This window comes from Listeria rocourtiae FSL F6-920 (assembly GCF_000525975.1).
GTDB lineage: Bacteria > Bacillota > Bacilli > Lactobacillales > Listeriaceae > Listeria_A > Listeria_A rocourtiae.
In genome coordinates, this window is sequence record NZ_AODK01000005.1 from 37,774 (window position 1) to 58,455 (window position 20,682).

18 protein-coding genes and 5 pseudogenes are annotated in these 20,682 nt (G+C 40.2%); 2 read left to right on the forward strand and 21 right to left on the reverse strand.

Features of this window, described 5'->3' with window-relative positions; all coding sequences use genetic code 11:
• Positions 1-3: 3 nt before the first annotated feature.
• The 3 genes and pseudogenes from hrcA to lepA form a co-directional block, all read right to left on the reverse strand.
• The gene (gene hrcA / locus PROCOU_RS01650; RefSeq protein WP_036069249.1) at positions 4-1,041 is read right to left on the reverse strand and encodes a heat-inducible transcriptional repressor HrcA; all 1,038 of its coding nucleotides are present in this window, start codon (positions 1,039-1,041) and stop codon (positions 4-6) included.
• Positions 1,042-1,176: 135 nt separating this feature from the next.
• Positions 1,177-2,304 carry a radical SAM family heme chaperone HemW gene (gene hemW, locus PROCOU_RS01655; RefSeq protein ID WP_036069251.1) on the reverse strand — a complete coding sequence of 376 codons (1,128 nt, stop codon included), beginning with the start codon at positions 2,302-2,304 and terminating at the stop codon, positions 1,177-1,179.
• Positions 2,305-2,389: 85 nt separating this feature from the next.
• Positions 2,390-4,215 (reverse strand): annotated as a pseudogene (lepA, locus tag PROCOU_RS01660) (translation elongation factor 4).
• A gap of 241 nt (positions 4,216-4,456) precedes the next feature.
• Between lepA and rpsT the strand changes: the two are divergent.
• Positions 4,457-4,713: pseudogene (gene rpsT / locus PROCOU_RS01665) on the forward strand (30S ribosomal protein S20).
• A gap of 150 nt (positions 4,714-4,863) precedes the next feature.
• Here rpsT and holA read toward each other — a convergent pair.
• The 13 genes and pseudogenes from holA to PROCOU_RS01725 all read right to left on the reverse strand — a co-directional run bounded on the left by holA (position 4,864) and on the right by PROCOU_RS01725 (position 15,018).
• A pseudogene (gene holA / locus PROCOU_RS01670) lies at positions 4,864-5,899 on the reverse strand (DNA polymerase III subunit delta).
• Between the two features lie 71 nt (positions 5,900-5,970).
• Positions 5,971-7,047 (reverse strand): ComEC/Rec2 family competence protein, encoded by a 1,077-nt coding sequence (locus PROCOU_RS16970; protein WP_244266206.1) that lies wholly within the window; start codon positions 7,045-7,047, stop codon positions 5,971-5,973.
• A gap of 31 nt (positions 7,048-7,078) precedes the next feature.
• The gene (locus PROCOU_RS16265; RefSeq protein ID WP_051994088.1) at positions 7,079-7,915 is read right to left on the reverse strand and encodes a ComEC/Rec2 family competence protein; all 837 of its coding nucleotides are present in this window, start codon (positions 7,913-7,915) and stop codon (positions 7,079-7,081) included.
• Positions 7,916-8,240: 325 nt separating this feature from the next.
• Positions 8,241-8,804, reverse strand: a complete 564-nt coding sequence (locus PROCOU_RS01680; protein ID WP_036069252.1) for a ComE operon protein 2 — start codon at positions 8,802-8,804, stop codon at positions 8,241-8,243.
• A gap of 69 nt (positions 8,805-8,873) precedes the next feature.
• Entirely contained in the window at positions 8,874-9,488 is a 615-nt protein-coding gene (locus PROCOU_RS01685) for a helix-hairpin-helix domain-containing protein (protein ID WP_036069255.1), read from the reverse strand.
• Between the two features lie 104 nt (positions 9,489-9,592).
• Positions 9,593-10,324 (reverse strand): class I SAM-dependent DNA methyltransferase, encoded by a 732-nt coding sequence (locus tag PROCOU_RS01690; protein ID WP_036069256.1) that lies wholly within the window; start codon positions 10,322-10,324, stop codon positions 9,593-9,595.
• A 429-nt stretch (positions 10,325-10,753) separates the two neighbouring features.
• A complete protein-coding gene (gene rsfS, locus PROCOU_RS01695) occupies positions 10,754-11,110 on the reverse strand; it encodes a ribosome silencing factor (RefSeq protein ID WP_036069257.1) in 357 nt (118 codons plus the stop codon).
• A gap of 3 nt (positions 11,111-11,113) precedes the next feature.
• Positions 11,114-11,689 carry a bis(5'-nucleosyl)-tetraphosphatase (symmetrical) YqeK gene (gene yqeK, locus PROCOU_RS01700; RefSeq protein ID WP_036069258.1) on the reverse strand — a complete coding sequence of 192 codons (576 nt, stop codon included), beginning with the start codon at positions 11,687-11,689 and terminating at the stop codon, positions 11,114-11,116.
• Positions 11,682-12,251, reverse strand: a complete 570-nt coding sequence (locus tag PROCOU_RS01705; protein ID WP_036069259.1) for a nicotinate-nucleotide adenylyltransferase — start codon at positions 12,249-12,251, stop codon at positions 11,682-11,684. Before PROCOU_RS01705 ends, yqeK begins: the two co-directional genes overlap by 8 nt.
• Before the next feature lie 15 nt (positions 12,252-12,266).
• The gene (gene yhbY / locus PROCOU_RS01710) at positions 12,267-12,557 is read right to left on the reverse strand and encodes a ribosome assembly RNA-binding protein YhbY (RefSeq protein ID WP_036069260.1); all 291 of its coding nucleotides are present in this window, start codon (positions 12,555-12,557) and stop codon (positions 12,267-12,269) included.
• A pseudogene (aroE, locus tag PROCOU_RS01715) lies at positions 12,557-13,379 on the reverse strand (shikimate dehydrogenase). The gene yhbY and the pseudogene aroE overlap by 1 nt, the downstream one beginning before the upstream one ends.
• Before the next feature lie 19 nt (positions 13,380-13,398).
• A pseudogene (gene yqeH, locus PROCOU_RS01720) lies at positions 13,399-14,500 on the reverse strand (ribosome biogenesis GTPase YqeH).
• Complete coding sequence (locus PROCOU_RS01725; protein WP_036069262.1) at positions 14,497-15,018, reverse strand: YqeG family HAD IIIA-type phosphatase; 522 nt, start codon at positions 15,016-15,018, stop codon at positions 14,497-14,499. Before PROCOU_RS01725 ends, yqeH begins: the two are co-directional and overlap by 4 nt.
• A gap of 169 nt (positions 15,019-15,187) precedes the next feature.
• Between PROCOU_RS01725 and PROCOU_RS01730 the strand changes: the two genes are divergently transcribed.
• Entirely contained in the window at positions 15,188-16,993 is a 1,806-nt protein-coding gene (locus PROCOU_RS01730; protein ID WP_077913288.1) for a M3 family oligoendopeptidase, read from the forward strand.
• 34 nt (positions 16,994-17,027) lie between these two features.
• Here the strand turns inward: PROCOU_RS01730 and mtnN are convergent, their stop codons facing one another.
• The 5 genes from mtnN to PROCOU_RS01755 form a co-directional block, all read right to left on the reverse strand.
• Complete coding sequence (gene mtnN, locus PROCOU_RS01735) at positions 17,028-17,738, reverse strand: 5'-methylthioadenosine/S-adenosylhomocysteine nucleosidase (RefSeq protein ID WP_036069265.1); 711 nt, start codon at positions 17,736-17,738, stop codon at positions 17,028-17,030.
• Positions 17,739-17,802: 64 nt separating this feature from the next.
• Entirely contained in the window at positions 17,803-18,438 is a 636-nt protein-coding gene (locus PROCOU_RS01740; protein ID WP_036069266.1) for a DUF1510 family protein, read from the reverse strand.
• A gap of 252 nt (positions 18,439-18,690) precedes the next feature.
• On the reverse strand, positions 18,691-19,167 hold the full coding sequence (gene greA / locus PROCOU_RS01745) for a transcription elongation factor GreA (protein ID WP_036069267.1): 477 nt from the start codon (positions 19,165-19,167) through the stop codon (positions 18,691-18,693).
• A 187-nt stretch (positions 19,168-19,354) separates the two neighbouring features.
• Positions 19,355-19,984 (reverse strand): uridine kinase, encoded by a 630-nt coding sequence (gene udk / locus PROCOU_RS01750; RefSeq protein WP_036069268.1) that lies wholly within the window; start codon positions 19,982-19,984, stop codon positions 19,355-19,357.
• Positions 19,984-20,634: an O-methyltransferase gene (locus PROCOU_RS01755; RefSeq protein ID WP_036069270.1), complete on the reverse strand. Its 651-nt coding sequence runs from the start codon at positions 20,632-20,634 to the stop codon at positions 19,984-19,986. The genes udk and PROCOU_RS01755 overlap by 1 nt, the downstream gene beginning before the upstream one ends.
• Positions 20,635-20,682: the final 48 nt, after the last annotated feature.

The following is a 20,682-nucleotide window of genomic DNA, read 5'->3' on the forward strand; positions in this document are numbered from 1 at the left end:
CTTCTATTTTTGATTATCATGATAAAGCTTTGTTAATACGGTTGTTAAATCCCGACTTACTAAATCAACCAAGCCCATCATGCGGTCGTATTCCATCCGTGTCGGGCCAAGGAGGACAATACCTCCCACATGTTCATTGGCAATGCTGTATGTCGCAGTAATGATACTACAATCTTCCATCAAATGGTTATTAATCTCGGTACCAATTTTAACATGAAGGCCTTGAGGGATATCAGAGAAAAGCTGGTAAACGTCCTTCTCCTGATCCATCAACCGCAGCAATTCGCGAACTTTGGCAAAATCATGAAATTCTGGTTGATTCAAAATGTTCGTTTTGCCACCAAAATACACTTTCTCCTTACTAATCTGCTGGAAGGAATCTTTCAAAATCGACAACATTAACTCGTGATTGACCATATTGCTACGAAGTAAATCAGATACCTCTGCTGGAATCATCGCGTTCATTTGATCAATCGGAATACCCACCAAGCGCTCATTTAAAATATTGACAACCCGCTCCATATCACTCGGCGTCATCGTTTCTGGAATCGTCACGACATGATTATCAATGTGGCCTTGATCCGTAATCAGAATTAGCATCGCTTGGTTTCTATTAATTGGTACAAAACGGAAACCACTCAATCGGTTTTGTTTAGAAGCCGGGCCAAGTAAAATCGAAGTATAATTCGTCAAATCTGACAACATCAACGCAGATTTTTGAATAAGTTGCTCCACTTCAAAGTAAGTCTCGGAAAAAAGCGATTGAACAGACATAATATCCTGCTTCTTCAGTTTCTGTGGCTCAAGTAAATAATCCACATAAAAACGGTAACCCTTCTCAGAAGGAATCCGGCCTGATGAAGAATGTGTCTTTTCAATAAATCCATATTCCTCTAGCACGCTCATCTCATTACGAATCGTGGCTGAGCTAAATGACAAGTTGTTTTCCTTTAGTAGATTCTTAGATCCAACTGGCTGCACAGTCTCGATGAAATGGTCGATAATGGCACGAAAGATTAGCAATTGCCTCTCGGTTAACATATCTATCACCTCTTTTTAGCACTCGATAGGTTTAAGTGCTAAATACAATTATAAATTTACCACTCTGACCGTCTGCTGTCAACAAAAAACACTCGATTTCAGACTAAAGTAGTAATTAGCTGAAATCGAATGTCTTTATAAAAATTCCTGAAAAACATTATTCCCTAAAAAACGTCCACGCCGTGTAAGCCGAATGCTTCCTTGCGTAGATTCCAACCAACCTTTTTCAGTTGTTTTCTCAATTGCACGTGCAAAAGTCGTGTCGAGAGGCTGTCCAAACTTAGCTTGAAATTGGGCTTTATCAACACCCACCACTTTTCTCAAACCAAGGAACATCTCTTCTTCCATCTTTTCCTTTAATGTCAGCTCTTTTTGCTGAAAAATCGGTAGCTCATTCTTTTCAAGCGGTTGCATGTATTTTTTCAGTGGGCCATAATTTGCGTAACGTGTTTCACCAACATAACCATGCGCCCCAGCACCGAAGCCAAAATAATGCTCATTGCTCCAATAAACAATATTGTGTCTGCTTTCAAAGCCTGGCTTAGCAAAATTGCTGATTTCATACTGCCTACGACCATGCTTTTCCATCGTACTCATCAACATTTCATACATGTTTGCCTCTGCATCTTCCCCTGGAAGCAGCAATTTCCCTTTTTGCATTAAATTATAAAAAATTGTCTTTGGCTCAATGATAAGCGAATACGCAGAGTAATGTGGCAAATCAAGATTTAACGCTTTTGTTAATGTATCCTCAAAATCCGCCTCCGTCTGGCCGGGTAAACTGAAAATAAGATCAATACTTACATTCTCAAAACCGACCTGTTTCGCATTATTTACGGACTGATACACATCATCCACCGTATGAATACGCCCAATTTTTTTCAATAACTCATTATTAAAGCTTTGGACCCCCATACTCAAACGGTTCACACCATGGTCTTTCATCACCTGCAACTTACTTACTGACAGGTCTCCAGGATTAGCTTCAAAACTAAATTCAGCCTCTTTAGCGATTGGAAACAGCCTCTGAACAGCCGAGCAAAGCCTTGTCAACTGTGCTTCTGTCAAAGTCGTCGGTGTTCCCCCACCAACAAAAATCGTCTCTACCGGCTTCATAACCTGCTTTTCAGTCACCATTTCCATCTCTTTAATCAGCAAATCAACATATTTATCGACCGGTTGACCTTCTAGAAAAACCTTATTAAAATCGCAATAGTAACAAATATGTTCGCAAAATGGGATGTGAATATAAATCGCAGTCATCTCTCATACACTCATTTCCTTAAGGAGAAAAAGCGAGCTTCTCCGTTCACCAAGAACAAGATAAAGTCGCTTTTTCACTAACCCTTTATTTATCATCCATTTTTAAGATGGCCATGAAAGCTTCTTGTGGCACTTCAACAGAACCAATGGATTTCATACGTTTCTTACCTTCTTTTTGCTTCTCTAACAGCTTTCTTTTTCGCGACACATCCCCACCATAACACTTAGCTAAAACGTTTTTACGAAGTGCTTTGATTGTTGAGCGCGCAACAATTTTTGTACTGATTGCCGCCTGAATCGGTACTTCAAATTGCTGTCTTGGAATCAATTCTTTTAGTTTTTCAACGATAATTTTTCCACGTTCATAAGAGAAGTCACGATGGACAATAAAACTAAGCGCATCAACTTTCTCGTTATTCAACACAATATCCATTTTCACAAGTTTCGACTCACGGTAACCAATTAGTTCGTAATCAAATGAAGCATAGCCTTTCGTGCCTGATTTCAATTGATCGAAAAAGTCATAAACAATTTCTGAAAGTGGCATTTCATAAATAACACTCACACGGATATCATCTAAATATTCCATTGTCATAAAGTTACCACGCTTATTTTGTGCAAGTTCCATGACTGCACCGACGTAATCGTTTGGCACCATAATTGTTGCTTTTACATACGGCTCTTCAACGGAATCAATTACACCCTGTTCAGGCATCTCAGCAGGGTTATCCACAACTACCATAGTACCATCTGTTAAATTCACATGGTAAATAACACTCGGCGCTGTTGTGATTAAGTCAATATTAAATTCACGTTCGATGCGTTCTTGAATAATTTCCATATGAAGCAAGCCGAGGAACCCACAGCGGAAGCCAAATCCAAGCGCTTGGGACGTCTCAGCCTCATATTGAAGCGCGGAATCATTTAACTCTAGCTTCTCAAGCGCATCACGCAAATCATTATATTTCGCGGAATCGATTGGATATAACCCACAATAAACCATTGGATTCAATTTACGATATCCTGGTAAAGCTTCTGCCGCTGGATTATTCGCAAGTGTGATAGTATCCCCAACACTCGTATCGCTTACGTTTTTTTTATTGCAGCGGTTAAATAACCAACGTCTCCAACCATTAACTGATCGCGCGGTGTCGATTTCGGCGTAAACACACCAACCTCCGTCACTTCAAATTCACGACCATTAGCCATCATGCGAATCTTATCTCCCGCCTTCACCGTTCCTTCCATAATACGAATATTGGCAATAACACCACGATATGCATCAAAAACGGAGTCAAAGATGAGCGCCTTTAGCGGTGCATCCACATCACCAGTCGGCGCAGGAATTTTCGAAACTACTTGTTCCAGAATATCTTCAATCCCAATTCCAGATTTCGCAGAAGCAAGTACTGCATCCGATGCATCTAAACCAATAACATCCTCAATCTCCGACCGAACACGCTCCGGCTCCGCAGCTGGCAAATCAATTTTATTAATAACGGGCATAATTTCCAAATCATTATCTAGCGCCAAGTAAACATTGGCAAGTGTTTGGGCTTCAATCCCTTGCGCTGCATCCACAACCAAAATCGCACCCTCACAAGCTGCCAAACTACGCGAAACCTCATACGTAAAATCGACATGTCCCGGCGTATCAATCAAGTGAAAAATATATGTTTCGCCATCTTTGGCAGTATACGATAATTCCACCGCATTCAACTTAATAGTGATGCCACGCTCACGCTCTAAATCCATCGAATCGAGCAATTGCGCCTTCATTTCACGATGCGTCAGTGCATTCGTCATTTCAAGAATACGATCGGCAAGCGTTGATTTACCGTGGTCAATATGCGCTATTATCGAAAAATTTCTTATTTTCTTCTGTCTTTCTAGCATTTCTTCCTTCTTCATTTCTCCAGCTCCCGAATTCGAACTCATCTTATTAAAACGATGGTAAGCTAAGATAGATTATATCAGTAGAGCTCGCTATTTTCAATCACTTCCAACTTTTTTCGTTAAAAAATAAATAAATTAGTAAAGTAATATTGCAATATGCGCTGTGTTTAGGTATAATAGCATTTGTTCTAGTGTAAATTTGAAGGTATGGTATATAATAGATACTACCTCATAATTTTGGGCGGAGGTGAATGAAATGCCAAATATTAAATCAGCAATCAAACGTGTAAAAACAACTGACACTCGCAATAGCCGTAACACATCTCAACGTACTGCAATGCGTACAGCTGTTAAAAAAATTCGAACAAGCTGCAGAAAACAATGCAGACAACGCGAAAGAACTATATGTTGAAGCTAGTAAAAAAATTAGATAGCGCGGTAAGCAAAGGTCTAATTCATAAAAACAATGCAGCTCGCAATAAATCTCGCTTAGCTAAAAAATTAGCTAAATAATACGATTCTTAATCGCAAAACATCGCACTTAATGTGCGATGTTTTTTTGTTACGGCTATTCGAAATTGAAGTGAGCTCCAACCATTAAGCGAGAACAAAGTGTGCAGTAACTCCCTATACCACCACAACCAACCTCCTCACCTTAACCCCTTACAACTTTTGCACCTTTCTCTGATCTTGCAAAGAGAATAAAAACCATTCCAATTTCTGCGCCTTATCCCCATAACCTGTCTTCATTTCAAAATCCATTTGCGCCAGCCTTTCCAGAATTGCTGTTAACTCATGATAAGCAAAACTTTTAGCTTGTCTCGCCCCTAGCTTGACTCTGAATGGATGTACTTTTAATTTCTGAGCTACTTGCTGTTGACTAAATCCTTGCTTTTCTAACAATTTAATCTGAGTCAGCAATCGGAACTGGCTTGCAATAAGTGCCAAAATTTTTTATTGGCTCTTCTTTTTGCTTCAACAAATCATAGTAAATACTTAACGCACCGCTAACATCTAAAGCAATCATCTTGTCCAGCAACAAGAAAATATTTTGCTCAAGCGACCTGACTACAAGACTTTCTATATCTGATGAAAGAATAACGCGCTCCTCTAGTTTATAGAGCATTAATTTATCCAACTCATTCATAGCGGTCGTTAGTTGCCCACCCGTTAGCTCTATAAGCCTATCGGTCGCAGAATTATCCATTTTGAATTCGTTAAAATTGCTTATCGCTTGAAGCCACTTTTGCATCTCTGCCTCGTTTGGCCTTTTCGCATCGATTATCGTTGCCTGCTTTTTTATCAATTTAGTCAATTTTTTACGCTCATCTAATTTATCTACGTGAGCAATAAAAACTAAGATGGAATATTCCACCGGCTCTTTCAAATAATCCTCTAAACGCGTCGTTCGATGCTCCATTTTACTTTTTGTCTTCTCTGTTGTTAGAAAGGATGGGTTGGAAGCAATAATTAAACGACGATCACCAAAGAAAGGAATTGTTTCTGCTTCTTCCACAACTTGTTCAATTGCCGTTTCATCTAAATCAAAATTAGCGTAATTGAAATCAGTATCTTCCTCACCTAAAACACCTGCAACTAGGCGCTTCTTTGTTTCATTTATAATATAATCCTCTGTCCCTATAATTAGATAAATTGGTGCAAATTCTTTCTTCTCTATCTTTTTCCATTCTGAAATCATGAATAGCCCTCTCCTTTCCACGTCTCTCTCCTATCGTAAATCATGACAAGGCTTTGTGCAAGTGGAAAAGGTCATTCTAAACCAAAGGAAAACCCTTTTGAGAAAGTATAGATTATTTCGCCTCGCTGATCCGTGCGATAAATCTGGCTTCCTGCTGATTCAAGCGTGTCTAACGTTTCTTTTCGAGGGTGTCCAAAACGATTGCCAACACCACATGAAATAAGAGATATTGCGGGTTTTACTTTATCAACAAAATCTTGGGTTGTAGAGCTTTTACTGCCATGATGTCCAACTTTTAAAATGTCGGCTTCTATAAGTGGATTTTCAAGTAAGGCTAGTTCCGTCTCTTTCTCAATATCTCCTGTGAATAGCCACCTTTTCCCATCTAATAAAGCAGAGATGACAATAGAGTCATTATTCTGACCCTCCCCCCTTTCAACTGGACTAATAACTTGAAAGGTAGCATCGCCTTTCACCCAGCTGTAGCCCGCTAGTACCGCTCTGGTTGGCACATTCGAAAGAGCTTGTAGTGCTTTTTTCATAATATCTTTTGTTTCGCCACCTTCTGCATAAATAAGTTCTTTAATGCGAATCATTTTATTTACATCGACAAGTCCCTCCATATGGTCTGCATGACTATGCGTCACAATCAATTTATCTATCTGTGAAATCCCCTTAGCTTTCAAAACAGGTGTAACGATATTTTTGCCCACAGAAAATGGCTCCTTACGCTTTTTCCATTCCTCTTTTTCCAAAAAAATTTGCCCACCGACATCAATCACATAGACCCCCTTATTCCATGGCAACTGAATAAGAATACTATCACCTTGTCCTACATCAATTATAGATACTTTCCCACTAAGGTTAACGGTCCCTATAAACAGACATAGACAGATTGGAATTAAATAGCGACATACTTTTCCTGTTCTCTCCCAGTAATAGAAAAAATAGAGAACTAGTATCAGTAGACTTATTAATAAAATGGGGCCGGGGCGACCAGTTACCCAGGTTGTAAACGGCATTTTTTGTAGCATGAGGGCGAGCGCTTCCGACATGTTTACAGCCATTTTCATAACAACCGAAGGGATGGACAGCAAAGCGGGTAATAGGTTCAAAAGGAAGATGGTTAAGAAACTAAGCGGTAACATTATAAAAGTGAATAACGGTACATATATAATGTTAAAAAAAAACACCTACAACAGAAAATTCATAGAAGTGATAGCTCATGATGGCAATTCCCGAAATGGTGGAAATGAGGGAAATATAAAGGGCACTTAGTAGATTAGAAGAAACTTTCCGTAAGATTTTTCGACCAGATAGAATAATCGCGAATGAAACCGCATAAGATAGTTGAAAACCGATTTCTAGGATAGCATAAGGATTAAATACAAACACAACAACAAAACTAAAACATAGCGCTTGAAGAGATGTCACACGTATCGGTAATAATCTTCCTCCCGTCAAACATATTGCCATAATCACAGCTCGAACAACTGGCGCATTGGCTCCTGTCATTAAACAATACAATGGTAACATGGTTATCATGATTATTGCAGTCTTTTCGATTTGAAAGCCCAGGCGCCTAAACAATAATAGAAAACCGGCAATAATCAAATTTACATGTAATCCCGAAATGGCTAGTAAATGAACGACTCCTAGACGCTGATAACTTTCGTAAACTGAACTTTCTATAGTCGTTCGGTCTCCATAAATCAATGATGCTACATATGGCGCTATTTGAGAATCTAGTTCTGTATCTATTTTCTCTAATTGCGATTTCCGAAAATTCTTTATTCTATGCAGCCACGAAGCATCGTTCTCAGATAGGGGCTCGATAGCATTGACCTTTAACAACCAATGTATTTGCTTCCGATATAGAAAATCTTGATAATTAAATTGATCTTTATTGCGATTTTTTCCGGGTATTTCTAATTCGCCATTCACATTTAATTTATCTCCATAGTTTAATCGCATAAATTGTTTCTGCTCTTGTTCGCTAGTAAGCTTGTAACTCATCTGGAACCGTTCTCCTTGATACAAAACTTGCGCCCGAAAAGTGTTCCCATCAACAACAATTCCCTCGTTTAACGTAACAGCTCCTTCTAGACCACCTACCTGAAACTGTGAGTGATTTTGATTATCAAAGAACCAGAAAAAAAACTCCTGCTACAAGAGTCAGACTGAAAAATGCGACTGACTTCGTTGATTTAAACAGAAACGCAAGAACCAGTAAAACACCTAGTAACAGAAAGATCTTCATTGAGATAAGGACACACATTACAGCGAGAATAATGGCTACAGCAATCGTCAATGCTAGACGCTCTATAGTCCTCACCCCACTTTATTTTAAAAACTGTTGTCGCAATTTATCCTCTAGACGAGCAATAGTTTCTGCGGGTATTGTTTCTTGTTGCAATACTTCTTGCACAGTTTGGATAACTGTTTGCTCGATTTGGGCAGTATTGTTCAGAACATGCTCATCAAAAGGTACCTTCTTGATAATAACATTAGCGCGTTCAAAAAGTTCAATGGCATACGGATGATTTTTATAATCTTTTGCGTAATACACCGCTTTAATACCTGCTTGAATAATTGATTTACAACATGCTATACACGGAAAATGCGTAACATACATTTCTGCATTATCCGTTGAGGCACCAAATTTCGCGCATTGCAAAATAGCATTCATTTCAGCATGAATTGTACGTATGCAATGTCCTTCTACAACATAACATCCTTCCTCATCGCAATGGTCTCCCCCAGCTATGGAGCCATTATATCCGCCTGCAATAATACGTTTATCTCGAACAATTGTAGCCCCAACCATAAGTCGTGTACATGTACTCCTAGAAGATATTAGATGGCTTTGCGCCAAAAAGAATTGATCCCAAGCTATTCTTTGCATATTTGTCGCTCCTTTAAGAAATTGATGCTTTTAGTATATGCTTTTCGAATTCGCTTCGTCAATAGCTTATTACTCCACTGTAATATGTTCACTTAATCGCTCTACTGTTTTAGCTCCGATACCCGAGACTTTGGAAAGGTCAGCATTTGTTGTAAATAAGCCCTCTTTTTCACGATAGTCAATGATAGCTTGGGCCTTCGTAGCCCCAATTCCAGGAATAGTCTGCAAAGTTGCTACATCAGCTGTATTAATATTGACTTTGGCATGGTCTACACTTGCAGTTTCTGAGCCATTTGTGACGACTGGTACCATCCCTTCTTCACCAGCCTTTCCAGCGTAAACAACCATTTCATCAGTGACTTTTTGCGCCATGTTTAGGAGTTTCACATCTGCCTCTACGGATAATCCACCTGCTTTTATAATCGCGTCCTTTACTCGACTATCTGGTGCTAGTTCATACACGCCTGGTTTATTAACCGCACCTTTCACATCAACAATTAACATCTTTGTAGACACCACTTCCTGCTCTTTTGCATCGTTTTTTGTGGCTTCTTCTTTTGCAACAACTGGTGTGGAAGGAACGACTTCCTCTTGATTTTGGGTGAAGAAAAAGATCACTATCGCCGCGACTATGGCCACTACACCGATAATGTACTTCTTGTATGCTTGCCATTTACCTAACATTCTAATCACCTGCCTTTAATATTTATATTCGTCCTCCGCTTCATTTCTCCTTTATTCACTTGCGAAACCCCAAAACATAAAAAAAGAGAAACGACTGCTAAAAGTCATTTCTCACATATGAAAAAGATTCTTTCACTGGTTTTAGTAGGCTCAAAATCCGTAAAATCAGCACAAATTTTTATTTTACGAAATCCTGCTGCGGTTATCGCTTTTTTGTACCACTCAACTGGGAAAGTACGCTCTTTATGTAGCTCATCATAGCGATCGTAACAGCCATCTTGGTTTTGCTTGAAAAAAGTTAGCTCATGCTCCACAGAATGCGGATACTCTCCTTCAAAAGAATTCCAAATACACGAAATTTCCTCATCGCTATCACCATAGCTGTAATCTTTGAACAGTACATCGATTTTGTATACGGAATGGACATCGAACAAAAAGACACCGTCCGCTCTCAAATTTGAATAGACACTGTGAAATGCGCCGTAAACTTGTTCTTCTGTTTCTAAGTAATTGAGCGAATCACAAAAACAAGTGACTAAATCAAATGCACCTAACTGCTCCATTTGGGACATGTCTTGTTGTAACAATAGTAATGAAACTTCTTCTTGGAATGCTTTTTCACTAGCCACACTCAGCATTTCTTCCGACAAATCAATGCCAGTAACCTCAAATCCTCGCTTAGCCAACCGAACAGCAAGCTCAGCGGTCCCACAAGCAACATCAAGCACTTTTCCACCACCCTCAGGCAAATAGGGCTTGGCGAACGAAAACCAGTTATCGTAAAGCTCCTCGTCCATGAGAGCATCATAGAAATTCGGAAAATATTCATAACTCATATCACTTCAACCTCTTTCCATAAAAAAGTTTGGGACAAACTCCAAACGAGATAAAAATCGCCCTACCCACTTTTTTTGGGTAGGACGAAAATTTTGTTTCATACAAATCGAGCGAAAGCTTTGTATTCAAGGGATTTTGAAGGATTACATATTCGCTCCGCTCACATGTATATTGGGACTTTACATGATGACTGAAAGCAGGGGGAGGGTAGTTTCCTCGACCATGCAAGAAGTTAAGCGTAACTTCTTGCATGCAGCAGAACCACTCGATTGTTCTTCATCCTTATTCTAAATAATCCTGAAAGAACGCCTTTTCGCGATGCTCATAGGCATATTGGGGCTGTCATTCATTTTATTCGAACAGCCCCAACAATGCGAGCGCTTGAAAGCCTATTTATCTGGGTTATGTCTCAACCTCATCGTTTTTTATTAGACGGTGAAAGCCGCGCGGACATCTTCAAGTGGCGCATCTCCCCAGAGTTTTTCAAGATTATAGTAGCTACGTTCATCTTTATGGAAGACATGAACGATAACGTCTCCTAAATCGATTAAAATCCATTTGGCTGCATCAAAACCCTCTAAACGCTTCACTTCTACCTCATTTTTATTAGCTTGTTCTTTAATTTCTTGTGCAATGGCTTGTACTTGTTTGTCAGAGTTACCGTGGCAAATGACGAAGTAATCAGCAAATGCGGATAACCCTTGCATATTCAGCGCTATAATATCCTCTGCTCGTTTATCGTCCGCTGCTTTTGCGGTTAACATTAATAAATCATGACTTTTCAATAGTTATACCTCACCTTCAATTTGTAAACGTGCAAAATAGTTGTAAGCTTCAAATGTATCGGGAAAAATGGGTTGTCTTTTCGTAATTAAAAACGTAATTGTGTTGGACAAAGCAAACAACATAGCCTTATCTAAAGAGTCAAAAGAGAGACGACGAGCCTTATAAACGCCTGGAAATGAACGGTTCGGTTCAGTGTAATCGGCAAGATAGATAACTTTATCCATCATACTCATCGCGGCATTCCCGGTTGTGTGGCAAGCAATGGCTTTTAAAACCGTTTCATCTTCTACACCAAATTTCGTTTCTGCAAAATAGGCCCCAATAGGTGCATGCCAAAGTTCTTCGTTGTATGTGAATAATTTGGGATCCATTTTTTGCTCAACCATAACCGCCATCATTGCTTCTTTATCCATATACTTCGCGTAATCATGCAACAAGGCAGCTAAGCTCACTTGCCCTCGGTCTAATTTATAATGATCCGCAAGCTCGAGCGCTGTTTTTTCAACGCCAAGTGTGTGAATAAAACGTTTTTCAGGCATCGCTTCTTTGACTGCTTCCAAGATTTCTTCTCTATTCATATAAATGATGCTCCTTTATATACTCGCTAACCTCATTGGGAACATAATAATCGATTGGTAATCCTGTGGCTAAACGTTCTCTTAACATCGAAGACGAGATGTCCATAGCTGGAACTTCAATCGTGTCAATGTCGTAAGCTGTTCCCCCATCGTAATGTGGTCGATTAACGCCAACAAAGTTCACAAGTTTTATCAGTTCATTAATATGATACCACTTCGGTAAATATTCAACCATGTCTCCGCCAATTATAAAGGAAAAAGAGGCATTTGGAAACTCCTTTGTCATTTCAATCATCGTATCATACGTATAAGACTTGCCAAATCGATGCATTTCACGGTCATCTACCTCAAAAAAGGGATTGTCCGAGATGGCAAGTTCAATCATTTTTAGGCGATCAGCATTGCTTGCTAGCCCACTTTCTTTTTTGTGTGGTGGAATAGCATTAGGCAGGAAAATAATTTTTTCAAGCCCTAGTTTAATACGTGCCTCATTGGCAATAATTAAATGCGCATGATGTGGCGGGTCAAACGTACCACCTAAAATGCCGATTTTCGCTTTCAAATCAGATACACCTTCTTATGGTAATTGGATTTGTTTCTTGTTTTTCGATTCTTTATAAAGGATAATTGTACGGCCAATAACTTGCACAAGCTCTGATCCTGAGCGCGAACTAATCATTTCCGCCACTTCTTCTTTTGGTTGCTCACAATTTTGTAAAATCGAAACCTTGATTAGCTCGCGAACTTCAATAGCTTCGACAATGTGCTTAATCAAATGTGGAGATACCCCACCTTTTCCAACTTGAAAAATGGCATCGATATCATGGGCTTCTTTGCGTAAAAAACGCTTTTGAATATTCGTTAACATTATTTTCCTCCTAATTGTTTCAGTACAGTGTTTCGCATGAGTTCACGGTCTGCTTCTATTCCTGTCCATAATTGGAAAGCAATCGCTGCTTGGTTGACAAACATAGGTAAACCGTTTTGCGTAATGGCTCCATAAATTTTTGCCTCTTTTAAAAAAAGGCGTTTCGGCAGGATTATAGATAATATCAGAAACAATGGTGCCTGCAGTTAAGTCATGCAATCTGATTGGTAATTCTGCATTTTCTTTCGTAAGTCCGGCTGATGTTGTTTGAATAACGATTGTAAACTTAGCAATTTGCGACTCCGCTTCAACTAAACTCATAGCCCGATGCTCCGTACCTTCCACCATTTTCATAGCTTTTTCAAGCGTCCGGTTGGCGACAGTCAGACTCGCTTTCGTATGATGCTTAAGGGCATGGTAAATCGCTTTGCTCGCACCACCCGCACCAAGAACTAATATTTGGTCGTTTTCTGTGATAGGACGAATGCTTTGTAAACCTTGCAAGTAGCCAACACCATCTGTATTATAACCTATCCATTGTCCTTCTTTAACTACGACTGTATTCACAGCACCGCAAGCCGCAGCTTCTGAATCTAATTGATCTAAAAAAGGGCGAATGGCTTCTTTAAAAGGGCTCGTAACATTGAACCCACTAACACCTAGAGCTTTAAGTCCTTCTATGGCGGGTGTGAAGGACGCCTCATTTAGTAAAAAAGGAACATAGCTCGCATCTAATTTATTCTGCTCCAATAATGCTGTGTGCATTGCTGGAGATAACGAATGGGCGATTGGATTTCCGATAACACAGTATAATTCTTTCATTGGCAAAATCGCCTCCTAACTATACAATCGAGCGACGAACTGTTACGCTCACGCCTTCAGGAACCCAAGCGGTCACTTTTGCGCCACCTTCTAAAACAGTAATCCAGCCGAGTCCTGAGAATACAATATCCGCCTTTTCTTTAATCGCAAACTGGTACGGTACCAACTTCGGCAATGTTTCTATACCCATTTCACCGGGCGGTTGCAACAGCTTTCCAGCTTGTGTTGCATATAGGTTATCGGCTTTTTCAAGCTTCGTGCGATGAATCATCAAGTTATTTGACGTATAAACAACGAACGATCTTCTACCACCACTTGTATAATCAAATCGAGCTAGCGCGCCGAAAAATAAGGTCTGTTCCTCGTTCAGCTGGTAGGTTACCGGTTTGATTTCTTTTTTTTGGTGATACGAGTTTTAGCGTTTTAGCGTCAATCACATGCGCGATTTGATGGTGATTGATAATCCCTGGCGTATCAACAAGAACGCTACCGTCTGAAAGCGGGATTTCGATTTTATCAAGCGTCGTACCTGGAAATTGGGAGGTTGTAATAACATCATTTTCACCAGTGGCTACTTTAATAATTCGATTGATAAGTGTTGATTTCCCAACGTTTGTACACCCAACAACAAACACATCGCGGCCAGCGCGTTCTTCTTCCATTTTTTCAAGCAAAGCATCAAAAGAGTGACCTTTTTCAGCGCTGACTAAAACACAATCAGTTGGTGCTAGGCCAAGTTCACGAGCACGCCCCCGCATCCATTGCGTCAAGCGTTCGCGTTTCAATGATTTAGGTAGCAAATCGGCTTTGTTTCCGACAAGCAGTACCGGGTTATTTCCAACAAAACGATGTAGACCTGGTAACCAGCTACCGTCAAAATCGAAAATATCAACAACATAGACAATCAGCGCTTGCTTCGTACCAAGCTGATTCAAGATTTTTAAGAAATCATCATCGGTTAACGGTACATCTTGAATCTCATTATAATGTTTCAAGCGAAAACAACGCTGGCAAATAATATCTTCTTTTTCTAAGCTTGATTCTGGTGCGTATCCTGGTTGGGTTTTATCGGTAGTTTGAATAACGGCTCCACAGCCAATACATCTTAATTCTTCGGTCACAGAGAATCCTCCCATTTTAATTCTGATTTTTTAGCTAATTGCTTCAAAATAATACGTTCCATAAATCGATTAAACTTCGTTGCAAAACCATCTGTATCCTTCACTGGGCGAACAAAGATAGTCGTCAATTTTTGGCGGTTCCCACCGAAAATATCGGTCATAATTTGGTCGCCAATCATCACTGTCTCTTCTGGCGTTGAGCCAAGATCCGCGAGCGCTTTTTGGAATGAGGCTGCCAATGGCTTTTTCGCTTTCGCCAAGTATGGAATTTTTGTAGCCACAGCAACGCGCTTCACACGCTCTTCATTATTATTAGACACAATCATTACTTTGATACCCGCTTCTTCCAACACACGGAACCAGTTGTAAATCTCGTCGGTCGCGTCCAGTTGATCCCAAGCTAGTAACGTATTGTCTAAATCTGTTAGTACCGTCGTTTTCCCCATTTTTCGCAATTGGTCCGCGGTGATACCAAAAGGCGTTGTTAACATTCTATCCGGTGAGAAATTTTTTAGCAAAATAGGCACCTCTTTATTATTTAATTAGTTTATACGAGTTTTGGCAGGCCAAACAATCACGCGTACATGTAATCCTTATAAATTTTAACATCTTTCCGCGTATTTTACAAAAAAATCTGAGATAAGTGCTATAATGAAATGGAAAATACGGAAATATAGGGGGATTATGATGTCAAAAAACTATACATTAATTTGGGATTTAGATTCGATTTATTCAGGTGGCAGTGGCTCCGAAGAGTTAGCTACAGCGCTTTCTGAAACAGCGAACGAAATTGCGTTATTTAAACAAGCGGTTAGCAATTGGCCGATTCCAGGGAGTAAAGAAGATGTCAGTGAATTTTTACTTTTAATTAACCAAAATGCAGATATTACAAAACAACTCATGAACGCAGCAGCTTTTCTAGAATGTCTATCCTCTGCTGACACACGGGATTTGAAAGCAGTAGAATTAACTGGCAGTGTCTATCAACAATTGTCAGAACTAGAAACAATCGAAAATGAATGGCATGAAAAATTTGCCTTAGTTCCTGATGCGCTGTGGACTTCCCTCCTTACAGAAAATGGTTTGAGTGAAATCGCCTTTGTGTTAAATGAAGCGCGCGACAATCGCAAGAAAAAAGGAACACGGGAAGAAGAAGCTGTTATCAATGCTTTAAGCGTCGATGGTTATCGTGGCTGGTCAGATCATTACGATACCGTCGTGGCAACAATCCGCATCCCTGTAGTAATAGATGGCGAAGAAAAGCAAGTATCTGCTGGCCAAGCCTTAAATTTGTTGAGCCATCCAGACCGGACTGTTCGTGTCGCAGTCTTTGAAGCCTATGGAAAAGCGTGGCAAGAGCAATCGCAATTGTTCAGTGATACATTAAACCATTTAGCTGGTTTCCGCCTTGCTGTTTACCGGGCTCGTAAGTGGGATGACGTTCTCGCCGAACCACTTGCAATCAATCGTTTAGATGAAAAAACCTTAGCAACGATGTGGGAAGTAATTGAAAAACATAAAACAACATTCGTTGCGTTTCTAAATCGCAAAGCACAACTATTCGACATAGAAAAATTAAGCTTCCATGATGTTTTTGCCCCATTAACACTTGATTCTGAACCGAAGAAATACACGTATCAAGAAGGTGCCGATTTTATTCTAACGCAATTCGCGAAGTTCAGTCCGAAAATGGCTAGTTTTGCAAAGCATGCGTTTGAACAACAATGGATTGAAGCTGAAGATCGTGATAACAAGCGTCCTGGTGGCTTTTGCACTGATATTCCAATGGAGAAAGAAAGCCGAATTTTTATGACATATGATGGCGCTCCTGGAACCGTCGCAACACTTGCACACGAACTAGGGCACGCTTTTCACTCTCACGTCATCCGCGAAGAACCATTCGAAAATACGAATTACGCGATGAATGTAGCTGAAACTGCATCGACATTCGCCGAAATGATTATCGCAGACGCCTCCGTTAAAGAAGCCGCTACAAAAGAAGAGAAAATCATCTTATTGGAAGATAAAATTGGTCGTAGCATCGCATTTTTTATGGACATTCGAGCTCGTTTCCTGTTTGAAACCCGCTTTTATGAAGCACGCAAGAAAGGAATTGTTTCCGCGGATCGCCTTAACGAAATAATGAAGGAAGCACAACGAGAAGCGTACCAAGATGCATTATCTGAATATCATCCACAATTCTGGTCTTCAAAATTACATTTTTACATTGCAGATGTTCCATTTTACAACTTCCCTTACACATTTGGTTACCTCTTCTCATTAGGAATTTATCACCAAGCTATCGTAGAAGGAAGTGGCTATGAAGACAAATACATCGCCTTACTACAAGATACCGGCGCCATGACAACCGAACAGCTCGCACAAAAACATCTAAATATCGACTTAACAAAACCAGATTTCTGGGAAAGCGCACTGGCAATTGCAGTGGGTGATGTAGAAGAGTTCCTAGATTTAACAAATGATTTAGTATAATAGTAACGCCCGCTTCTCTATTAGCGGGCGCTTTTCAATACGATAGCTGTTCGACCAGCTTCACAACACACGCTGACGAATTCTTTGCAGCCGTCACCAAAAACTCATCAAAAGAAACACTTGCTTCACTATCGGCAACATCAGAAAGTGCTCGAATAATTAAAAATGGTACTTCAAATTGGTGCGCCACTTGAGCAATAGCGCAAGCTTCCATTTCCACTGCTTTGACCTCTGGGAAGAAAGTTGTAATCAATTCCCGCTGATCTGGTCGGTGAATAAAAGAATCCGTCGTCACGACAAGCCCATAAACTGCTTTATTCCCTTCCGAAAAGCTATCCTGATAGATTTGCTGTGCCAAGCGCATTGCCTCCTCATCGCCTTGATAAAGCGCAGGCATTTGTGGCACTTGACCATATGTATAGCCAAAAGCTGTCGCATCAACATCCCCATACGCCAAATGGTCTGAAATAATGACATCCCCCACTTCTAACTCCGCGCCAATCCCACCCGCAGAACCAGTATTTATTATCAATGAAATATCATAATGATCGCATAGCAATGCCGTCGATAACGCTGCATTTACCTTTCCAATACCAGATTTAAGCAAAACAATCTCGCTGCCGCCTAATTTACCTGTATAAAAAACTGCACCGGCTATAGTCGTTTCCTCCAAGCCAACCATTTGTTCACGTAAAATTGTCACTTCTTCTTCCATTGCACCAATAATTGCGATTTTACCCACCATTCATCGTCCTTCCCTTTAAAAAAACTGCGTTCGAAAGGGATAATCCAATCGAAACACAGTCTTATCAGTTTTTCTTATCATTTGTTTTCAATACTTCTACTTTTATCGGTTGCCATCCTGATCCGTCAATCCAAGTAATATACACTCGAAAAGCGTTGTCTGGCTCTGATTTTGATGTAACCGTACCAATAGATTGCGTTGCTGGGTCTTCTCCACGACCAACATACCAGATGGTCATGTCACCATTATCAATACCTGTCGCCTCAGAAAATGCGTTCACTTTCTCTTCCCAATCCTGGCTCCCCATTTCATAGGAATTCACATGATCACCTTTTTGTTCTGTTCCGACTGGTTTCCAATCTTTCGTAATCACTTTCGACACATTAGGATCATCGCTGGTTTCCGTCGTTTGCTCTTTCGGCTTCTCGGTGTCCTTTGCTTTAGAGTCATCCTTTTTCGTATCATCTGCTTTTTGCGTTTGCTCCGTTTTCGGCTCTTTTTCCACTTTATCTGCCGAATCCTCAGCCGTTAAAAAAAAAACAAGCCATAAAACAGCAACAATTGCTAAACTCATAATTATGATCAATACGTTTAAAGTGATACTCGTTCTTTTATGTTTACTATTTTGCTTAGAGCGAGATGCTTCCACTTGGTTCTGGGCACTGCGTCGCTGCTCTTCTTTTTGTGTTTTCTTGTCCATATATGCCACCACCTTACCTAGCTCGGCGAAGCGAAAACGGTTTATCTTCGTCGTTAAAGGCTCCGTTCCAGTGCTCTTCTACTCTACGTTTCGCATAACTTCTCACATGGTCAGAATATTACTTCCTCCCTGTTTTCAGTCAACGTACGCAAATACGCTCCGCACCTGGTACTGCCCTTTTCCCAGAATATAAACCTTTTTTGCTTCGCTGAGGTTTTGCTTTATTTTCTTCAAATGATTTATTATATTCTATTACGCGCTGATTTTCGTAATTTTGACGTTCATTTCGCCGCCTGGGGTTTGAATCGATACTTCATCGCCTTCTTTGCAACCTAACAAAGCTTTCGCAATCGGTGAATCATTGGAAATTAAACCTTCGAATGGGTCTGCTTCAGCACTTCCTACAATCGTATAACTTTCTTCATCACCATTTGGTAGTTCTATGAAAGTCACCGTATTTCCAAGCGCAACTTCACCGCTCATTGCGCTAGCATCGATGATTTGTGCGTTGCGAATCATGTTCTCAAGTGTTGTAATGCGCCCTTCGACAAAAGCTTGCTCGTCTTTAGCAGAATCGTACTCGGAGTTTTCCGAAAGATCACCGAAACTACGGGCAATTTTAATACGTTCTACGACTTCCTTGCGCTTCACAGTTTTTAGTTCATTTAGTTCATTTTCTAGCTTTGCTTTACCTTCTAGTGTCATTGGGAATACTTTTTCTGTAGCCAAATTCTTTCTCTCCTTCATCGTTATGTTATTTGAAAAGCACGGAAGTCTGTTTCCTTTTCCGCGCCTCAACATGTATTTACTTTACGCCTGAAAGATTACCACGATTCTCAGGGAATGTCCAGCAAATTTTTGTCCAATAGTGAAATTTTATCTTAATTTGCGTGTAATTACAAGTCGTAGCGTTACCTTATCGTTTCATTTCGAGTATTGTCGCTACTTTTGTCGTCATTAAATCGATTGCAACCTTGTTTTCGCCACCTTCTGGAATGATAATATCGGCATATTTTTTCGTTGGTTCAATAAATTTCTGATACATCGGCTTCACCACGTTCAAATACTGATCAATTACCGACTCCATCGTCCGCCCGCGTTCATTCACATCACGAACCATCCGCCGTAAAATTCGAATATCATCGTCTGTATCGACATATACCTTAATATCCATAAGATCGCGCAACTTCGAATCTTCTAAGATTAAAATTCCTTCTAATATAATGACCTCTCTCGGTTCTTGATGAATAATCTCGGTTGAACGCGTGTAAAGCTCGTAATCATAAACCGGCTTATCAATTGGCTCGTAACGCAGTAATTGCTTAAGATGACGAATCAATAGCTCCGTATCAAACGCCAAAGGATGATCATAATTCGTTTTTAGCCGTTCCTCAAAGGCCATCTCAGCTTGATCTTTATAATAGAAATCTTGCTCTAACATCAAAATTGAATGTCCTGTAAAATGTTCATAAATTGCTTTGCTCACACTTGTTTTCCCAGAACCACTACCGCCTGTCACGCCTACTACTATCGGCTTTTTCTTCATCACTTTGCGCCTTCCTTTCTGCGACTAATCGCAAGGCCATCCCCTAAAGGAACAGTCGTCGTAGTGAAATTTGGATTTTGCAAAAGCCAATCATTGAATTCCCGCATTTTTCTAGAAACACGTTGTTTTTGTTGCGCGCGCGGCGTATCATGTAATGCCAATCCTTTGAAAAGGACATTATCACTGTAAATAACGCCACCTGGAGCCAATTTATCAATATACACATCGAAAAATTTGGCATACTGTGCTTTTGCAGCATCAATGAAAATAGCATCAAAATTCTCTTTTTCAAGCACAATGGAGCTATCTTCTAAAGCGTCCATCAGCAATACTTCCACCCGATCTTCCACACCAAAAGCATGGACATTATGCCAAGCGCGGTCATAACGCGTTTGATCACGCTCCATCGTGACAATATGTACATCTGGCAACGCATCCGCCATCCGTAGCGCCGAGTAACCAATTGCTGTTCCGATTTCCAAGATTCGCTTCGGCTGTTGAATTTGCATAATTTGTAACATAAAATGCATCGAATCTACTTCCATAATTGGTACTTCGTGTTCTGCTGCATAAGCTTCCAAATCCATAAAAAACGGCTTGCGTTCCGGAATGTGTGAAAGCAAATAACTATGAATTAATGTATCGTTCACTGTTCTAAATCCCCTTTAAAGACCAATGATAAGCGCTTGTTTCTGCCC